The sequence below is a fragment of the Chryseobacterium joostei genome (genome assembly GCF_003815775.1).
GTDB classification, from domain to species: Bacteria; Bacteroidota; Bacteroidia; order Flavobacteriales; family Weeksellaceae; genus Chryseobacterium; species Chryseobacterium joostei.
Window position 1 is genome coordinate 965,406 of the sequence record NZ_CP033926.1, and the last position, 19,238, is coordinate 984,643.

The following is a 19,238-nucleotide window of genomic DNA, read 5'->3' on the forward strand; positions in this document are numbered from 1 at the left end:
TATTAGTTTTTCTTTTTAAGTTCGTCTAAAAGCATTTCAAGATCCTCTACTGTCATTTCATTTTTTTCTACCAGGAATGAAACGGCACTTTTATAAGAACCTTTAAAATAGTTTTTTACAAGGCTTTTCATTGTTTTTCCAGAGTACTGTTCTTTTGTAACCAACGGAAAATATTCATGTTGTCTCCCATGTACGTCATAATCTACGAATTCCTTGTCTTTCAATACTTTTAAAATGGTAGAAACGGTATTTGTATGCGGTTTGGGTTCCGGAAAAAGATCAAGAACATCTTTAAGAAATCCTTTCTCCAATTTCCATAAATACTGCATTACCTGTTCCTCTGCCTTTGTTAAAGTTTGATGTTTCATATCTTATTCATTTATCATTATAGTGATATATCATCCATGAAATTCATATCACTAATAAATTAGTTATACAAATGTAGAAATAAAATTGAATCAAACAACTATTTTTTTAGTGATAAGGAAAGAATTGAGTATAATCAACTGACTAACAATATAATAAAATTAATTTTAATATATAAACTTGTTAATAATAGTAAAATTATCACTGGTTTAATGAATAGAAAAAGTCCTATTTGCTCTAAAAAAAACTTTAAAAATTGTATCCCACAATTACCTATAAAATAAACAGTTGCAATTTTTTCTAATAGTCTCTTCTTTATTCCGGCATGGCACCAACTCTTATAAATCCTAATAAAAATCAGGTTTATCAGGTAAAATAAAGCCCTCACACTGTTTAGAATTATTACAAATAAAACTATATTTGCAACTTATTTATTTTTAATAAGACTAAATAATAATAAAATGCAAAAGATTGGCCAAAAGAAGTCCAAGGGTACCCTTAAAAAATATATTCTGAAAGCTCATTTGTGGCTCGGACTGCTTTCCGGGATCATTGTATTAATAGTTTCTTTATCTGGTGCTTTTTTTGTTTTCAATGAAGACATTACTGCTGCATTGCGTAAGGAGCACACATTTCATGGAGAAAAGGATATTCAGCATAAGAAGCCTATTCCTATACGTGAGTTAAAAGACTTGGTGAATGCCCAACTAAAAGATGAAATCGTAAAAACAGAGGAAGTTACAATTCCTATAGATCCTGCCCGTTCCTACCAATTCTCGTTGCTCAAAAGTAACAGGGATGGCTGGAACCACTTCAATACTTTCATTGTCTATAAAAACGTTTATGTAAATCAATATACCGGAAAGGTACTTGCGATATATGATGTAAGAAACAATCCCTTTTTTATCTGTATGACCTTGCATCGCTCATTGCTGCTTAGCAATAAGGTCGGAGGCACTATTGTAGGAATATCTACTATTATCTTTGTAATAATGCTCATTACCGGTATTATCCTGTGGTGGCCAAAGAATAAAAAAATGCGTGACCAGCGCCTATGGTTCCGCTGGGAGAAAGTAAAAGGTTGGCGACGCAAGAACTACGATGTACACAACATCCTTGGTTTTTATACCTCCTTTCTTGCCATTATTGTAGCGATTACCGGTATCATGTATTCGTTCCGTATCACCCAAGTGTGGCTATATGCATTACTTAATGGTTTTTCTTCAGCTACTCCGGATTACAGCCAGTATAAAACAACCGCTCCGGAATCTGTTGAAACAGCAACAACTATAGACCGCATCATAGAAGAGGTAAAAACTCATTACCCGAAAGCATATTCTTTTGGAATTGATCTGGAAGATCATGCTGAGGCAGATCACCAACACGATAATTTAAGCATCTGGATCAAGGAAAAAGAATTCACTTATGCTGAGTCTTCCATGATGATTTTCGATGAACATTCAGGAAAGCTTCTATTTAGCCGTCCGCATAAAGACAAACCTATGGCTGAAAGAGCTACAGATGCTACCTATGATTTGCACGTGGGAGCCTTCTTCGGAATGCCGGGAAAAATACTGGCATTTATAATGAGTCTATTCTGTGCCTCGTTGCCAGTAACCGGATTTATGATCTGGTGGGGACGAAGAAATAAAAAGAAAACAACAACCTAAATCTATTATCATGAAGAAACACTATATATGGTTACCTTTAATGGCAAGTCTGAACGCCTATGGACAGACGGAAAGTCTGACCGATTCTTTGCAGACAGAAAAAATATCAGAGATTAGCGGTATTGTAGTAAAAGGTAGCAAAGCGGTCTTTCAGCAGAAAGCCGATAAAATGATTTTTAATGTAGAAAATAGTGTATTGTCTGATGGCACTACTGTACTGGAATTACTGGGCAAAACACCGGGTGTAGTGGTTTCGCAGGAAGGCGAGCTATCCTTACGTGGTAAAAAAGGAGTAAGTGTAATGATTAATGGTAAACTGAGTTCTCTTTCTACTAAGGAACTGGCCAACTTATTGCGCTCTACCAACTCTACACTGGTAAAGAATATTGAAATTATTGCTAATCCATCTTCCAAATACGATGCTGCAGGAAATGCAGGTATCATTAACATTGTACTTAAAAAAAGTTCTTCGGAGGGACTTAGTGGTAATTATTATCTGAACGGCGGAAGGGGTCGTAAAAATAGAATTAATACAGGACTGAGTCTGAACTACGCCCACAATAAACTATCTCTTCATGGAGACTACAGCTATACTTTCCGTGGCGAGGAAGAAAGGCGAGACTTTAACCAGATTTTCTTTGATGAAAAACAACCTCAACAAATGACGAGGAGAACAGATCAGAATTCAATAACCAATGAGCCTTTAACCTCCAACAACTTTAAATTCGGGGCAGACTACACTCTTAGTGATAAAACAACTATTGGTGCTTTATTTGATGCTAAAATAGGACGATATGAAGACTTTTCTAGTGGTGAAAACAGAATATTTCAACCTGTGGATAATTTGTTTGCTCATGTACTTTCGGATAACAAAAGCAAAGAAAACTGGTATGACTATACTTATAATCTAAAGGGTACACACATCTTCAATGATAAGGATTATAAGGTAGATGTGGATCTGGAATATGAAACTTCACGCTTTAATTCCCATCAGAATCAGCTTTCAAATGCATTGGTGAATCAGGGAACAGAGAAATTTAACAACAGAAGAGGCAGCATTGCTTCCCGCCTGAAAGTCTTTAATGCTAAAGTCGATTTCACTCTTCCTTTTAGTGAGATGCACAGCCTTGAAACAGGTCTGAAGTCTACGATAAAGTCTAACAACAATCCCTCGGAGTATTTTATACAACAGGTTGAAGACTGGATAAATGATGATAAAGCAAGCAATGAATATGTGTACAAAGAGCAAATCCATGCACTGTATGCCAACTACAAGCTGAATTTAACGAAGTGGACATTCCAACTGGGATTGAGAACGGAAATGACGCACACGGACATTAACCAGAAGACTTCCCAGGAGCAGCGAAAAAGAGATTATACCAACCTATTCCCGAGTGCATCCATCAAATATCAAATGGATGATGAGCATGGATTCTACGCTTCGTACAGTAAAAGGATCAACAGACCGAGTCACTTCGATCTGAATCCGTTCCGTTTTTATGATGATCCATTCAACTATTGGCAAGGAAACCCGAATCTGAATCCGGAGTTCACCCACGCAACAGAATTGGGTTATACATGGGGAAAATACATTATAGCTTCAGCTTATTTTAGTGTAACAAACGATGTAATGACAGAAGTATACAACTACCAGCCGGATACAGGAATTCTGGTAAAGACTCAGGATAACCTGAATAAGTCTTATGTATATGGTGCCAACATAACGGCAACTACAAAGCTTTTCAGTTTCTGGTCACTTACTTCCATGCTTAATATATTCAACAATGAGTATAAGGGAAATTACCAGAATTACTCGGTAAACAGTTCACAGCTGGCATTTACACTGAATGCTCAAAATAGCTTTAATATTGCAAAAGGGGTGAAAGCTGAGGCTAATGCACAATATTTCTCGAAATCGAACATTGGCTTATTTATCCGTGATGCTTACTTTGACCTGACATTAGGAGTTTCTAAAACATTATGGAAGGATAAAGCAACAGTAAAACTAGCGGTAACAGACTTATTAAAAACAAATAACTACCGTGTAACGGGAGATAATTTCAGCTCTACAATCCGACAAAAATACAATCTGGACAGCCGTGTAGTAACGTTGTCATTCAATTACAAGCTTTAGAATACCAAATCCTAGAAATAAAAGCTATCTGATAGTTTAGAGTGGCTGGATATTTCTTCTGGCCATTTTTAGGTCATATCGTAAAGGAAAATTTTAAAACTAATTGAATTACAATAGTTTAATAGAAACAAAAAAAGCTGTTCTCAATAATTTTGAGAACAGCTTTTTTAATCAGGTAAATATTCCGTATTTCTACGATATGGATAAGCCATGATTAGTCATATAACTTATCGAAGCGGGCAAAGCCCGAAATCTTATCAGGAAGCTTCATTCCTTTAGTTATTTTATCAGTTTGCAGATCATAGATCCATACATAATTTCCACCTTTATTGGTGTTTATAGCAATGTATAACTTTTTATCCTTAACAAACATTCCTTGTTCATAGGGTTCATCTCCCGGTAGCTCGTCCAATACACGAACCAATTGTTTGGTTTCGATATCTACAATCGCATAGCGACCATTATAGGTATTACCTAGTGCCGGATCGCGGTATAGAACCACCATTTTATTGTTACCAATATAATCGATTACTGTTTCCAGAGATTTGCCTCCTACCAGATCGGTAAGATTGATTTGATATCCTGTATCAGGCGAGGTTGCCCCTTTAAGCGCTCTGAAAAGATAAATGCTACTTGTTCCTGCTCCTACACGTGGGAAACAGGTGTAATAAAAGGCTTCTTTATCTTTTGTAAAGGTGGTCTTGAAATAAGGGGAACCATTTGCTACTCCCGAACTTCGAGTATCGGTTATCGAATTTTTTACTTTGAAAGTTTGATAGTCTATTACAGCGAAGTTGTAATATTCCGGAGTAAGCCATTTGCCATCACGGAAGCTATACTGCAAGTAGATTTGCCCATCCATATAGGTCATGGCTCCCAACGAATAGAAATTATAAGCATTTGGGAAAGGCTGAAATCCTTCAATCTCACCCTGACGGATAATACTAAGGTCTGAAGTATTGAAAATAGTATAGCGTATATGCTGGCCATCGCCTGTCTCTCCTACAATAACCAAGGTATTATCATCTATCCATACAAAACTGGAAATATCACTGATATAGGTAAATGGGACTTCCTTTACAGTGGTAAGCCTATCCTGTATATATTTAAACTTTTTAAAGACACCCTGATCGGTTTTATAGTTATAGATTAAACCATTTTTTACAATGTAGGAGTAGGTTCCTTTGGAGTTAATCTCGTCTCCTTCTTTGGTAATATCCATTTCTCCTTTTGTAAGATCGTTGGTAGCCGTCATATAATGTACGGTATTAGGCCAACTTCCTAATGCGGAAAGTAGAAAATATTTATAGTCTTTTTCACCGCTTTCGGAACTTCCGGAGTCTGGTTCGCGTTCACAACCAATGATGGTTAAACATGCAAGTATTAAAAATATACTGTTTCTGAAATATTGTGTCATGATCTTTTACTTAAATAGGTATCTGAATTTTACATAGAAGGCACGTCCCTGCTTCTGAAGCCTGAAGTTGTCATATGCCAGTGCATCACTAAGGTTGGTTACATCGAACGCCAGATTATATCTCCCATTCTTCATGGAATAACTCATACCAACATTGTGCAGAGTTTGTCTTGGAATAAATGGAATATTTCCTGGATTTCCATAGGATTTCCAGTTTTTGTAGAACCATTCAGTCGTTTGTAGTCCGTAGTAAAGTTCTACACGGCTGTCTTTTTGTAACCAGTCATCTTTACCAATGTTTACATTCAAATTCCCAAATAACCAGGGTTGGTTGGGAACATCTTTCTTGTAAGTTGCTGAAACTACATCTTCACTGTTGTTAGCAAATTTCGTATTGTCATACGCTTTGTTGTAGCTCACATTCATTAGCACATTAAGGAGTCTTTTGTACTGGTAACTCACCTCTCCCTCCAGTCCGCGGGTAAAAATATTGGAAAGATTTTCATATTTGAAAGTACTGTTGTACAAATTAGGAACGGTATAGATAAAATCCTTTGTATCACGAATGTATCCCGCACCCTCGATACGGAAAGCATGCTGCCCCCAATGATGATCATAGTAAAAGCCTACGTTTACATTATTACTGGTTTCAGGCTTCAAGTTCATATTACTGGTTACAGCAACACCATCCCCGAAGATTTCCTGCGGCTCCACCAAACGATAGGAACGTTCAAATGATCCTTTTATCCCCAGTCCTCTCATAATTTTTACCGTAGTAGCAAAACCATACCCCCAGTTACTAAACTCATCCTTTGCCGGATTATCAGTTCTGGTCACCGGATCGAACACTATTTTTTGAAGTCCTACACGATAATATTTACCAAAGAAAACGTTAGTCCAGTGCTTATTGAAAAAATCCTGTTGATAAGCCATAGATAAGATCTGCTTCGTCATCTTCGCCGGAAATACATCATCTTTCTGCTCTTCAAGCTGATTGAATGTCGTGTTCTTAATATAATCAAGTACATAGTTGAAGATAAGCTTGTGGTGGTCAACGATTCTGTAAGTAGCTCCTACCTGTGAGTAAAGACGATCTTCATGTTGCATTATTATACTCCTACCTCCTTTTTCACTTGTAGCAGAAAGCTCGAAAGTACCATCCCAGCTATATTTACGCATAAGCGTATCGGTTGCTTTCTGAACACTTTTAGAGAAACCGGCGTAAACATTTACATCCAAACGATCATTGAAGAGGTTCGTTTTTTTATACTTCATAAAATAATTATGTGCTTCTCCACTTTGTTTTACCCCACCATATACTACTTCCTGGTTGGAGCCTGTTTGTATCTGTTTGTCGAAAACTGATTGTGACATTCCTACAAAAAAAGAATCTGCCCAGCTTTTGTTTTCTAATCCAATTTCAGCCATCCCGAAAACAGATTGATATCTGTCGTTAAAACGTTTTACATTTCTTAGCTCATATTCGTTTTTGGCACCGTTCCAAATTTTCATATCCTTCATCAGATAGTTGTTATCCGAATGGTTATAAAAACTGTTGATGCGTAGGATAAGCCCAGTTTTATCATCTTTAAACTGTCCATTCAGATTAATACGCTGTGTATTGAAAGATCCCACACTTATACTGGCATCCAGGTAATTTTTGCTGCTCCCGGGAGTAATAATATTGACTGCTCCACCCATAGCATCAGTACTTAGATGAATAGGAACAACACCCTTATAAATCTCTACACGATCAGCCATATTTACAGGCAAGGTACTCATGTCTACCCCTTTCCCCAGCATTTCCAAAGGAACGCCATCGATGAAGAATTTCACGGCCTTACCAGACATTCCGTTGATAGAAAAGTTATAATCGGAACCTACACCACCCTGTTGGCGAACTTTAATCCCTGTAGTTCTGTTTAAAACCTGATTAAGATCGGCCGTTGTATTGGCTAGTTTCGCAACATCTATAGCATTAACAGTAAAAGCACCGTCTTGCAGTGCTTTCACCTTACCTTTTCCGTGTACAATAACTTCTTCTACAGCCGCCTGATCTTCAACTAGCTGGATACTTACCGGAGATCCTTCGCTACCGAAGTTCATTTTCTTTCGGAGCTTTTTGTAGCCATCCAGACTGAAGACCAATGTAGCCTCTCCTTTCTTGTAACTTATTTTGAAATTTCCGTTTTGATCGGTTTCTGCTTTAATTTTTGTGTTTTCAACAAAAATGTTCACTCCGTTTAAGCCCTTTTTTGCGTGATTCTGTACAACTCCCTGAACCGAAAAATCGTCCTCCTGTCCTTTGATGAGGGAAATTGAAAGAGCAAAAATGAGAAAGATAAAAATACGCTGATATAATTTCATTATTTATAATTATTATAAATAGCAAAATTAAAGGTTAGCAATGAATCATCAAAGGAAAAGACTCTTTTATTTTTAATTATTCTAAATATAATTAATATATAACTAAAAAATATCCTTAAATAACTTAGATTCAGATACAAATATTAAAAACATAAGATTACTATGTTTCGTTAGCATGAAAAAATTCATCCACCGAACAAAACCTAATTTTATACATTCTCCCTATTTCTATAAGATTATGACAAAAAATACTGGCAAAAATAATTCATCACCGCATTCTAAGTCTATTTTTAGAATATTCTACAGTGAAATACACAAAAAAAATTATTCACTGATTATCTTCTATTTTGTAAAAATTATACCCCAAACAATCTGGTATTTCCAATTTTAAAGTCTTCATTACAACGTTTTTCATCATGAATTTTATTTCTTATTAAGAAATTTTATAAAAAAATTACCTCAAAAAAGAGCTTAAAAACATCATTTATACAACAATGAACAATTTATATTATAGATTTGTTAAATTTTATTAAAGAAAATTAAAATGAATTTGTTTTAACCGGGAAATTATATTTATTTTAGTGCTTTAAAAATTTCTCATGAAAAGATATAATTTATTGATTGTACTACTACTGCTTATTTTTAACGTTACGACAGCACAAAAGAAAAAATCACCAGCTGCGGACCTTAGTATATTAAAGGATACAAAATCAAAAATCGAAGCTACAGTTCCATTAGTAATTCAACATCTTCAGACCATTGCTACAAAAGAAAGTGACAATAACATCGTTAACAACGGAAAAATTGCACTGGGAAAGGAATATGGCATTTTGGAATCTGAATGGTTTCTTTACAGAAACAACATGAAGAACTGTATTTTGAACAATTCTTCGAAGAAAGCTAAAAAATGTATGGAATATCATACTCAATACCTTAGAAATACATTCATAAATTATAGTAACTATATTTCTAACCTTACAAGAAAGAATGGCTATTTGGGAGTAGAAGGAGATACAAAATTCGAATTCAAACCTGCTGATATCGCTACAAAACTTAGTGAAGCCTATTCTAATGCCAATGATGCTACAGGAAGAATGAAGACAGACCAGAAGAGAGAATTTTTAGAGCAAACCATGTCTGAGGAAAATAAACTTGCTCCTTACGCTCAAATAGCTCAATAATATTGAAGTCATTATACTTTCAAAAACACAAAAAAAAGAGAACCGCAAATGCAGTTCTCTTTTTTATTTGGAGCAAAAGAACCTCCGCCCAAAAGCAGTTTTGTGGTACTAATCATAAAACCTGGGGAAAAAGTAGAAAATAGGGCGGAGATAATTTTGCAAAAGCTTTACAGGATCAACTGTCCTACCCATGACCTGTAAAGCTGTACAAAAATAGGGCTATGCAGCCTGCCTGTAAAAGAATCATTGTAGAATTAAATGATAGCAGTTGTAGAAGTAATACTACTTATTTTCCTTTTCCGACAGGTAAATATAGAGGCAGGAAATAAGAGGAATTTGCTGTTGAAGAAATAATAACTTTAAAATAAGATCGGTTTTGTATAAAAATGGCTTCTACAAAATGACTATCCGGCACTCATTTTATCCCCTTTCTCCTTGCCTCTATTGATCTATTTCCACCAATGGTAGTAATTGTGCAATCCATCATATTCAAATCCACAGCGAGGGTATAGTGCATTTCCAATATCATTTGTTTTTTCTGTTTCCAGCATCAGTCCGCATGCGCCTGTTTCTTCACACCACAGTTTGCTACGATCAATTAAGGCCACAGAAAGTCCTTTTCCTCTATAGTCTGGATGTACAAATAAGTCACTCAACAGCCATTGTTTTTGCAGCTTAGTATAATGGAACAATTTGTAAAGTTGTACAAATCCTACAGCTTTCCCTTCCACCCAAGCCAGAAAAATATCAGACTCGCTGTTTAAAAACCTTTCTTTAAGAAAAGCCTTTCCTCTTTCCAAATCTGATTCCTGTCTATAAAATATTCTGTAGAGGTTGAATAGTTCTGCCGTTTCATTAAGATCCTCAAGGCTTGCTTTTTTAATTGTGTAATTCATCGTTATATTTATTTGTTTAACAGTGCAAAATTATCTTTAAATAGGACCATCATTATCATCCAGATTAAAGTTATATAAATAGTCCAGAAGATGATGCTTTACATTCAATGATATACCACGAATAGATAAAAGACCGCACGTTTTGGATTTTATACATCTTTATAAGTTGGGAACTTTGCTACCTAAACATAGAATCAATGACAGATATAATCCAGAAAATTGAAAACACAGACTGGCAGCACATCACAGAGGCAATGCATCAAAGTGGGTACGCCATCATTCCCCAATTGCTATCAAATAACCAATGCGACGAATTAATTTCCACTTACAGCAAGGCAGATCTCTACCGTAAAACTGTTGTGATGGCACGACATCGTTTTGGCCTGGGCGAATACAAATACTTCAATTACCCTTTACCAGAGTTAATTCAAGCAATACGTACCCAGATCTACCCCCATCTGGCTCCTATTGCCAACTCATGGTTTAAAGCTTTAAATATAGATACTCATTTCCCTTTGGAACACAAGACGTTTCTGCAAGAATGTCATTCTCAAGTCCAACAAAAGGCCACTGTTTTAATCTTAAAATATGAAGAGGGAGGTTTCAATACTTTGCATCAGGATCTATATGGAGATTATTATTTTCCTATTCAAATCGTATTAATGCTCAGTGAGCCGGATGAAGATTTTACAGGAGGAGAATTTGTACTTACTCAGCATGTTCCCAGAGCGCAGTCTAAAGCTATTGTTTTAAAACCTAAAAAAGGAGATGTTCTTATTTTCACAACCAATTTTAAACCTGAAAAAGGAACCAAAGGATATTATAGAGTCAATATGAAGCACGGCGTAAGTGAAGTAAAAACAGGAAAACGCTATGCATTGGGAATTATTTTCCATGACGCGATCAGTTGATAGATTAAAAACAACTCTCCAATTCAAAAATATGATACAGCCCACTCAATTATCGGACACTGAGCTAAGAAGTAAAATTCGAAAGCTGGAAATTTGTTTCGGAGGAAATAAGAGGCTGAAAATTTATGGCCTACTCCATTGTACTTCAGGCAAAAGGATGAAGCGGGAAAACAGGATTCTATTCATTAGTGAAAAAGAAGCCCTACAAAACGGCTATCGCCCCTGTGGACATTGCAGAAGAGAGCAATATCAAAGCTGGAAAGCCAGCAAAAAAGGTGGTCCCCAATAATAATTTATGTAAATTGAAGCCTTTAAAAACTTAATACAATGAATTCAGAGAATAATTACCTGGAAATCAATCGAAATTCCTGGAATAACAGAACAGAAAGCCACCTAAAGTCAGAATTTTATGACCTTAAAGGATTCTTAAACGGAAATACCTCATTAAATGACATCGAATTGAATCTTTTAGGAGACCTCCAAGGGAAATCTGTTTTGCATTTACAATGTCATTTCGGTCAAGATACAATTTCACTAGGCAGATTGGGCGCAGAAGTTACAGGCGTCGATTTATCAGACAAGGCCATTGAAAGTGCCAGACAACTTGCTCATGAAACCCAGTCCAATGCCAATTTTATCTGTTGTGATATTTATGATCTACCCAATCATTTGGACAAACAATTTGACATTGTTTATACCAGCTATGGAACCATTGGGTGGTTACCGGATCTGGATAAATGGGCAAAAGTTGTTTCACAATTCTTAAAACCGGACGGACAATTTATATTTGTGGAGTTCCATCCTGTTGTATGGATGTTTGATGACAATTTTGAAACAGTAGGTTATAGATACTTTAACTCGGGAGCCATTATTGAAACAGAAAATGGAACGTATGCTGATAGAAATGCAGAAATTACCCAATCATATGTCACATGGAATCATGGTCTAAGTGAAGTAATGAATAGCCTGATTAAAAACGGACTTGAAATCAACAGTCTAGATGAGTTTGACTACTCTCCTTACAACTGCTTCAATAAAACCATTGAGTTCGAGCCTAAAAAATATAGGATAGAACATTTGGATAATAAAATCCCTATGGTTTATTCAGTAACAGCGACAAAGAAAAAATAATTTCCACTCAATTTTAAGCAATGAAAAACTTAGCCTTCCGTAGATTTTCAAAATTTCACAGTTGAAAATACTTGTGTTATTCTCAAAATCTACTGGAGGCTTTATTTTTTGTGAGAAAACGCACATTACAAAAAAAAGACCATAAAAAAAGAGAAGCAATACGATATTGCTTCTCTCATTTAGTAGCGGGAACCGGACTCGAACCGATGACCTTCGGGTTATGAGCCCGACGAGCTACCTACTGCTCCATCCCGCGGTGTATTTTTAGAGTACCTACCGAAGGCACTTACTTAGTAGCGGGAACCGGACTCGAACCGATGACCTTCGGGTTATGAGCCCGACGAGCTACCTACTGCTCCATCCCGCGGTGTATTTTTAGAGTGCCTACCGAAGGCACTTACTTAGTAGCGGGAACCGGACTCGAACCGATGACCTTCGGGTTATGAGCCCGACGAGCTACCTACTGCTCCATCCCGCGGTATATTTTTTAGAGTGTCTACCGAAGACACTTAACTTAGTAGCGGGAACCGGACTCGAACCGATGACCTTCGGGTTATGAGCCCGACGAGCTACCTACTGCTCCATCCCGCGGTATATTTTTTAGAGTGTCTACCGAAGACACTTAACTTAGTAGCGGGAACCGGACTCGAACCGATGACTTTCGGGTTATGAGCCCGACGAGCTACCTACTGCTCCATCCCGCGATATTGGATTGCAAAGGTACGAATATTTTTCACAAATCCTAATTTTTCTTTTAAATAAAGGACTTTTACAGAAACTATTTTATTATTTGTATCTTTGTTCTATGGCAAAGATACTGAAAATTTACCCAGACAACCCTCAGGAAAATCTTGTGAATGAGGTTATTAAAACATTAAATAACGGCGGACTGATTATCTATCCTTCAGATACAATTTATGCCCTAGGCTGTAATATTTTTGATATAAAAGCCATGGAAAAACTGGCCCAAATGAAAAAATTAAAGCTGGAGAAGTCTAAATTCTCTATAATCTGTAATGATTTGAGCCATCTTTCCGACTTTACAAGACCTATTGATACATCTGTTTTCAGATTTCTGAAAAGTCATCTTCCTGGTCCGTTTACTTTTATTCTTGAGGCCAACAAAAGTTTGCCATTGGCTTATAAAGGACACAAAACAATTGGTATTCGTGTTCCGGACCACCCCATTCCACAACTTATCGTTGAAAAATTAGGCCATCCTATTGCATCAACCTCTATTCACGATGATGATGAAATTATTGAATACTCTACAGATCCTGAGCTTATCGCAGAGAAATATGACCATTTGGTAGATATTGTCATTGATTCTGGTTATGGTGATAATGTAGCTTCTACTATTGTGGATCTTACTTCAGGAGAACCGGAGATCATCCGTCAGGGAAAAGGAATTATTTAGTTTAAAGTGTAAGGGTATAGAATTCAAGGTTTACGATAGACGGAATTAGGATTATGAGGATTAACGGGAAATATTCTATAGGAATTTTACTCACTTTTGTACTTTTAGCTGCTGTAATGCTGTATGCTTTTCCTGTTATCAGAATGGCTACAGGTATACAACATATTACGGCAAGTAGTTTTTCTCTAAGCCGACTTGGCATATTGAGTGTTCTGCTCATCGTATTTTTATATTCTTTCTTTATTGAAAAAGGACCTTTTCTACTAAAGGAAGAAAAGAAATATTCCATTGGATTCTATATAAAGGCTGTTATTGGCTTATACTTGGTTTGTACAATTGGAGGTGCATTTATCAATGTATTGCTTCAATTCTTGTTACAGGAAAAAATCAGTAATAAGCTTCTTCAGCTTACCTCAATTTTTAAGAATAATTATTTTTTAATTATTTTTACATGCCTTACAGCAGGCGTTGTAGAAGAATTTCTGATGCGTGGATACATACAGCCCAGAGTCGAGAAAATATATAGCAGTCCTCTTTTGGGAGTTATTGTGTCTGCATTACTTTTTGGAATTCTTCACAGTACCTACGGTACAATAGGTCAGGTTATCGTGCCTTTCTTTATTGGAGCCGTTTTTGCTATGTTTTATAAAAAATATTCAAATATTAAAATTCTGATCATTTGCCACTTTATGTTTGATCTGGTATCCCTGATGATCATGAATTCTATGGATTTTAAACACTTATCTGTATTTTAACATTATGAAAATTATAACATCTCCTGCAAAATTAATGAACGTAGAAAATTCAACGGATCTGTTGAAGTCCACTACCCCTAAATTCATTGAAGATGCAGCATTTATACATTCTTATTTAAAAGAAAAATCTCCAAAATATCTTTCCGAATTAATGGAAATATCGCCTAAACTGGCTGATGAAAACTGGGAAAGAAATCAAAAGTGGAAATCTAAACCTACCGCAAAGGAATCAGCACCGGCTATGTTTGCATTCACTGGCGAAGTCTATAGAGGATTAGACGCAAAAACACTTGACAAAAATGCTGTTGACTATTTACAGAAGAACTACAGAATGCTTTCCGGACTATACGGATTATTAAAACCATCTGATAAAGTAATGCTGTACCGACTGGAAATGGGTCGTCATTTTGAATTTGAGCAATACAAAAACCTGTATGAATTCTGGAGAGAAAAGATTACAGAACAGCTGAATTCTGAAATGAAAAAGGGCGAAGTTCTTCTTCATCTCGCCAGCAATGAGTATGGAAAAGTAATCGACAGAAAAAAATTAAACCATAAGGTAATTGACTTTGATTTTTATGAATTAAAGGACGGCAAGTTAAAAACTATTGTAGTTTATACGAAACATGCAAGAGGACTTGTTGTAAGATTCTGTGCTGAAACGAATGCAAAAACACTGGATGACGTAAAAGCTTTCAATTACGAAAGATACAGAATTAACGAAGAAAAGTCTACTGATACAAAACTGGTTTTCACAAGATAAATGACAATTTCAGCATATAAAAAATATTTTAAAGCAGAACTTTCCGACCTTTATACTGAGTCGGAAAGCGCTTTTTTATCATCTTTGTTCATTCATAAAATTGTAGGTTTTGATAACTTTCAGCAAAGAAGGTTCTCTGAGCAGGAACTTTTAATAGATGATGAGAAACAACTTTATAATTTGGTTTCAGAATTAAAGACGGGAAAACCTTATCAGCAGATTTTGGGTGAAACTGAATTCTATGGAATGAAATTCTTTGTAGATGAAAATGTTCTTATTCCCCGCCCCGAAACTGAGGAACTGCTTGAAATAACAATTCGTGAGATTCAGAGGCTGGAAGTTAAAGCAAAAGGGTTAAAAATCCTTGATATTGGAACTGGCAGCGGTGTGATTCCTTTAGTTTTAAAGAAACATTTCCCAAACGCTGAAGTTTCTTCAATAGATTTTTCTGAAAAAGCCCTGAAAACAGCTCAACGAAATGCGGATTATCATCAATTGAAAGTTCAATTCATTCATGGGGATTACCTTAATTTTAAATTGGCTGAAAATTATGACATTATCATTTCAAATCCTCCCTACATAGGAATTGAGGAAGAAATTGAAATAGCCGATTCTGTGAAAGAATTTGAACCTAAAATGGCTCTCTTCTCTCCTACTTCTGATGCATTAATCTTTTACCGAAAAATTGCAGAAGACGCTAAGGATCATCTGAACGGTGGTGGACTTCTATTTTTAGAAATCAATCAAAAGCTTGGGCCTGAAACCCTTGAATTGTATGAGTATTTTTCCAATGCTCAATTAGTAAAGGATTTATCTGAAAATGACAGATTTATCTGCGGAAAGAAATAAGTAAATTTATCTTTCATAAAAATTAACTATTTCTTGAAACCATGATCATCAAATCACACAATATCAACAATATAAAAGTTGCGGAAGTAATTTCCGATGAAGTCATCATTCAATCCGTACAGGATGGGCTGGATCTAATGGGAGATATTTATTACCAAGGCTTTGACAAAGTAATGATCTACGAGAAAGATATCACCCCCGATTTCTTTGATTTAAAAACTAAAATAGCCGGGGAAATCCTGCAGAAGTTTTCCAATTACCGTATCGGATTAGCGATTATCGGTGATTTCAGCAAATATGAAAGCAAGAGCATGAAAGATTTTATTTTTGAAAGCAATAAAACAGGGCATATTAATTTTGTAGAAACATTGGAAGATGCCTTGGAAAACTTTCTAAAATAAATGTTCCTGTAATATTTAGCTTTATTCTAATTCTCATCTATGCTAGTCAGGTAATCTTCTTCCTGATCTGACACAAAATCTACTCCATCTTATTTCTAGAATATGGGCTAACCTTCTATAACATAACAAAAAGGATTATTTTTTTGAAAAACTTTTGTAAGAAAACACGGCTGAATATTCTTTCATCTTCATAAAAATCACCCATTGAAATCGAAATTACAACCAGATTTCCCTTAATAATTAAAAAAAATCATGTATTTAGTTCACTTGATAAATGCATTATATAAAAATAAAATCAATAAAATTGCTATATGAATAAATAAAACCAAACAAAAATCAATTATTAATTAAAAAGTAAGGTTAATTAAAATTTAATTGACAGAAAGTAATGAAATAATATAATTAATTCATATTTTTGCATAAACACAAGCATTATGAATATCATTATTTTAGACACTAAAACTACGGTTTCGACGTAGTCAATTATTTGCTAATCACATTTGAATTTCTTAGCAAAATCAGCATAATAAAAATAACACTATAACAATAAAAACCTTTGGTTTTTGTTACTATTATTCTTTTATGCTCACGAACTTACGATCCATTATTTTCAAAGAAGTTGATATAAAAATCAATTTCTAAGATTAATACGTGATCTAAAATCAAAAAAAAACAATATCCATTTAAAAAACTAAAAGTACTTCAGGTATTTTTAGGCAATTAATATTGTCAAAAATTATTATTAACACACAAATAAATTCACAAGCAATGAAAATTTTTCTTTTACAAATTTCGATTTTTCTAATTGGTATGTCTGCGCACGCACAGGTAGGGATTAATATTTCTAATCCTGATGAAAGTGCAGCTTTAGATGTTTATAGCCAAAATAAGGGAATGTTAATCCCAAGGCTTACTACCGCAAAAAGAGATGCTATATCCAAACCTGCCAATTCTCTTCTCATTTATGATACAGATAAGAAGTGCCTGAGCCAAAATATAGGTACTCCTACCGCTCCGGATTGGTTATGTATCAGCAATAATGCTGTTAAGATGTTTTATATGCCGAGTGTTTCTTTCGACACATCGCAGAATGCTAATGGCCAAACAAAAGATTTATATACCCTTTATAAGAATCAATTTGGATCTCCGAAGGCAAAAAGCGCAAGTGCACCTGCCTCAATTCCTTTTTTCCCATCAAACAAAGACCTTTATTATTATGTGACGGATGCAGATCCTAATGTATTCAGTAATATTTCTATTTCGGATTCTGGAGTAATGACCTATGATGTGAGAGCCGCAGCAACAGATTGTTCTTTTATTAATATTGTTTTTGTTGTAAAATAAGTAAGCTATGATAAAGAGCAACCTAATTATACAACATAAAAGATTTTTGTTTATTTTTTTACTGTTTATTTTTTCTCAACATATTTCAGCACAAAATGAACAAGGGACAGGTTATCCGTATTTTGTAAGCTTCACACAAGGATTACAGCCGCAAGAGGCGTATAAAGTATCCACAAGTGGGGTTCAGAATGATGCAACCTTTACTACCGATGGATTACGATTAACCCGAAATGTTAACAACACTTCCGGAGGAGTGATATTGGCTGATAAAATATTTAAAAGCAACCAAGGAATTAAGTTTGAATTTGAATATGCAATTTATGGTGGAGACTCCAATGGTGGAGATGGTATATCTATATTTTTAGTAGATGGATCAATTCCTAAAGATCAACTTAACCTTGGATACTTTGGAGGAGGACTAGGCTATACTTTTGTTCTGAGAAACTCAAACCAAGGAGGAAATCTTGAGGGATTAAGAGGCGCCTATCTAGGAATAGGGCTGGATGAATTTGGAAATTTTAAAACCAGATTCCGCCAGGGAGACAGGACTAGAAATGGACTTTCTGATGTATCAATTGCGAATTGGCGAAGTAATGTAACTTTAAGAGGAAAGCGTGGCAATCAGTACCTGTCATCTTCTGAGCCTGCAGGATACAATGGTTATCCATTACTTTACAGTACGGCAACCAATACAGCGCCCTCAAGTAGTAATCGTTCGGTATATCTGGATGTTCAAACAGGGAAACATGTTGCTGCTCAAAATCCAAACTTTAATCAATTTATCATGGAGAGTGGTGGAACTACAATTCCTAAAGATGACAACGATGCCAGATACCGTAAAGCATTTGTAACACTAGTTCCTAATCCATCGGGAGGTTATAATGTAACCTTAGAAATACAACATGGAAATGTTAAGGAAAAGATTATTGATAATTATTATTATCCCACATCTTTAAAATATACGGAAAATGCAACACAAACTAATCAGGTAAGAACGTTGGATACTTCTCCTCCTGCAACTTTTAGAATTGGTTTTGCTGCGTCAACCGGGGATGCTAAAAACATACATTTATTAAAAAATCTAGGAGTCAGCAAGCCTTATGCCGCTGAAGTAACGGATGATTTATTTGCAGGATGTCCAAAAATAAAATCGATGTACGCTCCTTTACTTAATGATGCTGCTTATTCTTCCATCAATGGTCAAAACCCGCCAACTGCTTCTTATGATAATATTGATTTTAAATCATTCCGATTTTTGGATATCAATGGAAGTGTGATTCCCAATATAGTAAACAATGTTTACACCAACAGTGAGGGAACATGGACATATTACCCATCTACAGGGAAAGTTTCTTTCAGACCTGCTAATGGATTTACAGGAATCGCTAAAATAAGATACGATATCAAAGGGGGTGGTAGAAATGGAACTGAAAGTCCTTATAACAATGAAGATTACAGGTCAATGCCTGCATTGATACAAGTAAATATCTCAAACTCCAATAATTGCAGCAAGCCTTGTGTTATTTCTAATAAAAATGTAACGCAAAAGATAGATTATCCTCGTTAATACCAACCGGATAATACTAAAACATAAAAATTAAATGTATAAAACCAGCTCTTTAAAGGCTGGTTTTTT

Annotated in this window: 17 protein-coding genes and 5 tRNA genes; 13 read left to right on the forward strand and 9 right to left on the reverse strand. The window is 35.4% G+C overall.

Annotated features, from left to right (window positions below; translation table 11 throughout):
* Positions 1-2: 2 nt before the first annotated feature.
* A complete protein-coding gene (locus tag EG359_RS04530; RefSeq protein ID WP_076351535.1) occupies positions 3-368 on the reverse strand; it encodes a BlaI/MecI/CopY family transcriptional regulator in 366 nt (121 codons plus the stop codon).
* A 459-nt stretch (positions 369-827) separates the two neighbouring features.
* Here EG359_RS04530 and EG359_RS04535 point away from each other — a divergent pair, with 459 nt between their 5' ends.
* Both EG359_RS04535 and EG359_RS04540 read left to right on the forward strand, forming a co-directional pair.
* The gene (locus EG359_RS04535) at positions 828-2,036 is read left to right on the forward strand and encodes a PepSY-associated TM helix domain-containing protein (RefSeq protein WP_076351531.1); all 1,209 of its coding nucleotides are present in this window, start codon (positions 828-830) and stop codon (positions 2,034-2,036) included.
* Positions 2,037-2,046: 10 nt separating this feature from the next.
* Complete coding sequence (locus EG359_RS04540) at positions 2,047-4,170, forward strand: TonB-dependent receptor domain-containing protein (RefSeq protein ID WP_076351529.1); 2,124 nt, start codon at positions 2,047-2,049, stop codon at positions 4,168-4,170.
* A 214-nt stretch (positions 4,171-4,384) separates the two neighbouring features.
* Here the strand turns inward: EG359_RS04540 and EG359_RS04545 are convergent, their stop codons facing one another.
* Together EG359_RS04545 and EG359_RS04550 are read right to left on the reverse strand one after the other, a co-directional pair.
* Positions 4,385-5,587: a YncE family protein gene (locus EG359_RS04545; RefSeq protein WP_076351527.1), complete on the reverse strand. Its 1,203-nt coding sequence runs from the start codon at positions 5,585-5,587 to the stop codon at positions 4,385-4,387.
* 6 nt (positions 5,588-5,593) lie between these two features.
* Entirely contained in the window at positions 5,594-7,954 is a 2,361-nt protein-coding gene (locus tag EG359_RS04550; RefSeq protein WP_076351525.1) for a TonB-dependent receptor, read from the reverse strand.
* A 599-nt stretch (positions 7,955-8,553) separates the two neighbouring features.
* On the opposite strand from EG359_RS04550, the gene EG359_RS04555 reads away from it, so the two are divergent.
* A complete protein-coding gene (locus tag EG359_RS04555) occupies positions 8,554-9,135 on the forward strand; it encodes a hypothetical protein (protein WP_076351523.1) in 582 nt (193 codons plus the stop codon).
* A gap of 449 nt (positions 9,136-9,584) precedes the next feature.
* Here the strand turns inward: EG359_RS04555 and EG359_RS04560 are convergent, their stop codons facing one another.
* Complete coding sequence (locus tag EG359_RS04560) at positions 9,585-10,031, reverse strand: GNAT family N-acetyltransferase (RefSeq protein ID WP_076351521.1); 447 nt, start codon at positions 10,029-10,031, stop codon at positions 9,585-9,587.
* Positions 10,032-10,228: 197 nt separating this feature from the next.
* Between EG359_RS04560 and EG359_RS04565 the strand changes: the two genes are divergently transcribed.
* The 3 genes from EG359_RS04565 to EG359_RS04575 are packed head-to-tail and all read left to right on the forward strand — an operon-like array spanning position 10,229 to position 12,073.
* Complete coding sequence (locus tag EG359_RS04565) at positions 10,229-10,942, forward strand: 2OG-Fe(II) oxygenase (protein WP_084180277.1); 714 nt, start codon at positions 10,229-10,231, stop codon at positions 10,940-10,942.
* A 31-nt stretch (positions 10,943-10,973) separates the two neighbouring features.
* Positions 10,974-11,231, forward strand: coding sequence for an Ada metal-binding domain-containing protein (locus EG359_RS04570; protein ID WP_076352077.1), 258 nt, complete (start codon positions 10,974-10,976; stop codon positions 11,229-11,231).
* Positions 11,232-11,269: 38 nt separating this feature from the next.
* Entirely contained in the window at positions 11,270-12,073 is an 804-nt protein-coding gene (locus tag EG359_RS04575) for a class I SAM-dependent methyltransferase (protein WP_076351519.1), read from the forward strand.
* A gap of 183 nt (positions 12,074-12,256) precedes the next feature.
* Here EG359_RS04575 and EG359_RS04580 read toward each other — a convergent pair.
* From EG359_RS04580 to EG359_RS04600, 5 genes are all read right to left on the reverse strand, one after another.
* Positions 12,257-12,329: transfer RNA gene (locus tag EG359_RS04580), tRNA-Met, on the reverse strand.
* A gap of 38 nt (positions 12,330-12,367) precedes the next feature.
* Positions 12,368-12,440 (reverse strand) — tRNA-Met (locus EG359_RS04585).
* Positions 12,441-12,478: 38 nt separating this feature from the next.
* Positions 12,479-12,551 (reverse strand) — tRNA-Met (locus EG359_RS04590).
* 40 nt (positions 12,552-12,591) lie between these two features.
* Positions 12,592-12,664: transfer RNA gene (locus EG359_RS04595), tRNA-Met, on the reverse strand.
* Positions 12,665-12,704: 40 nt separating this feature from the next.
* Positions 12,705-12,777, reverse strand: a tRNA-Met gene (locus EG359_RS04600).
* Positions 12,778-12,878: 101 nt separating this feature from the next.
* On the opposite strand from EG359_RS04600, the gene EG359_RS04605 reads away from it, so the two are divergent.
* The 7 genes from EG359_RS04605 (at position 12,879) to EG359_RS04635 (ending at position 19,169) form a co-directional block, all read left to right on the forward strand.
* Complete coding sequence (locus EG359_RS04605) at positions 12,879-13,490, forward strand: L-threonylcarbamoyladenylate synthase (RefSeq protein ID WP_076351517.1); 612 nt, start codon at positions 12,879-12,881, stop codon at positions 13,488-13,490.
* A gap of 53 nt (positions 13,491-13,543) precedes the next feature.
* Positions 13,544-14,245, forward strand: coding sequence for a CPBP family intramembrane glutamic endopeptidase (locus EG359_RS04610; protein WP_076351515.1), 702 nt, complete (start codon positions 13,544-13,546; stop codon positions 14,243-14,245).
* Positions 14,246-14,249: 4 nt separating this feature from the next.
* The gene (yaaA, locus tag EG359_RS04615) at positions 14,250-15,008 is read left to right on the forward strand and encodes a peroxide stress protein YaaA (RefSeq protein WP_076351513.1); all 759 of its coding nucleotides are present in this window, start codon (positions 14,250-14,252) and stop codon (positions 15,006-15,008) included.
* Positions 15,009-15,857 (forward strand): peptide chain release factor N(5)-glutamine methyltransferase, encoded by an 849-nt coding sequence (gene prmC, locus EG359_RS04620; RefSeq protein WP_076351511.1) that lies wholly within the window; start codon positions 15,009-15,011, stop codon positions 15,855-15,857.
* Between the two features lie 41 nt (positions 15,858-15,898).
* A complete protein-coding gene (locus EG359_RS04625) occupies positions 15,899-16,258 on the forward strand; it encodes a DUF4180 domain-containing protein (RefSeq protein WP_076351509.1) in 360 nt (119 codons plus the stop codon).
* Between the two features lie 768 nt (positions 16,259-17,026).
* Positions 17,027-17,602 (forward strand): hypothetical protein, encoded by a 576-nt coding sequence (locus tag EG359_RS04630; protein ID WP_076351507.1) that lies wholly within the window; start codon positions 17,027-17,029, stop codon positions 17,600-17,602.
* Positions 17,603-17,609: 7 nt separating this feature from the next.
* Positions 17,610-19,169: a lectin-like domain-containing protein gene (locus tag EG359_RS04635; protein WP_076351505.1), complete on the forward strand. Its 1,560-nt coding sequence runs from the start codon at positions 17,610-17,612 to the stop codon at positions 19,167-19,169.
* Positions 19,170-19,238 lie beyond the last annotated feature (69 nt).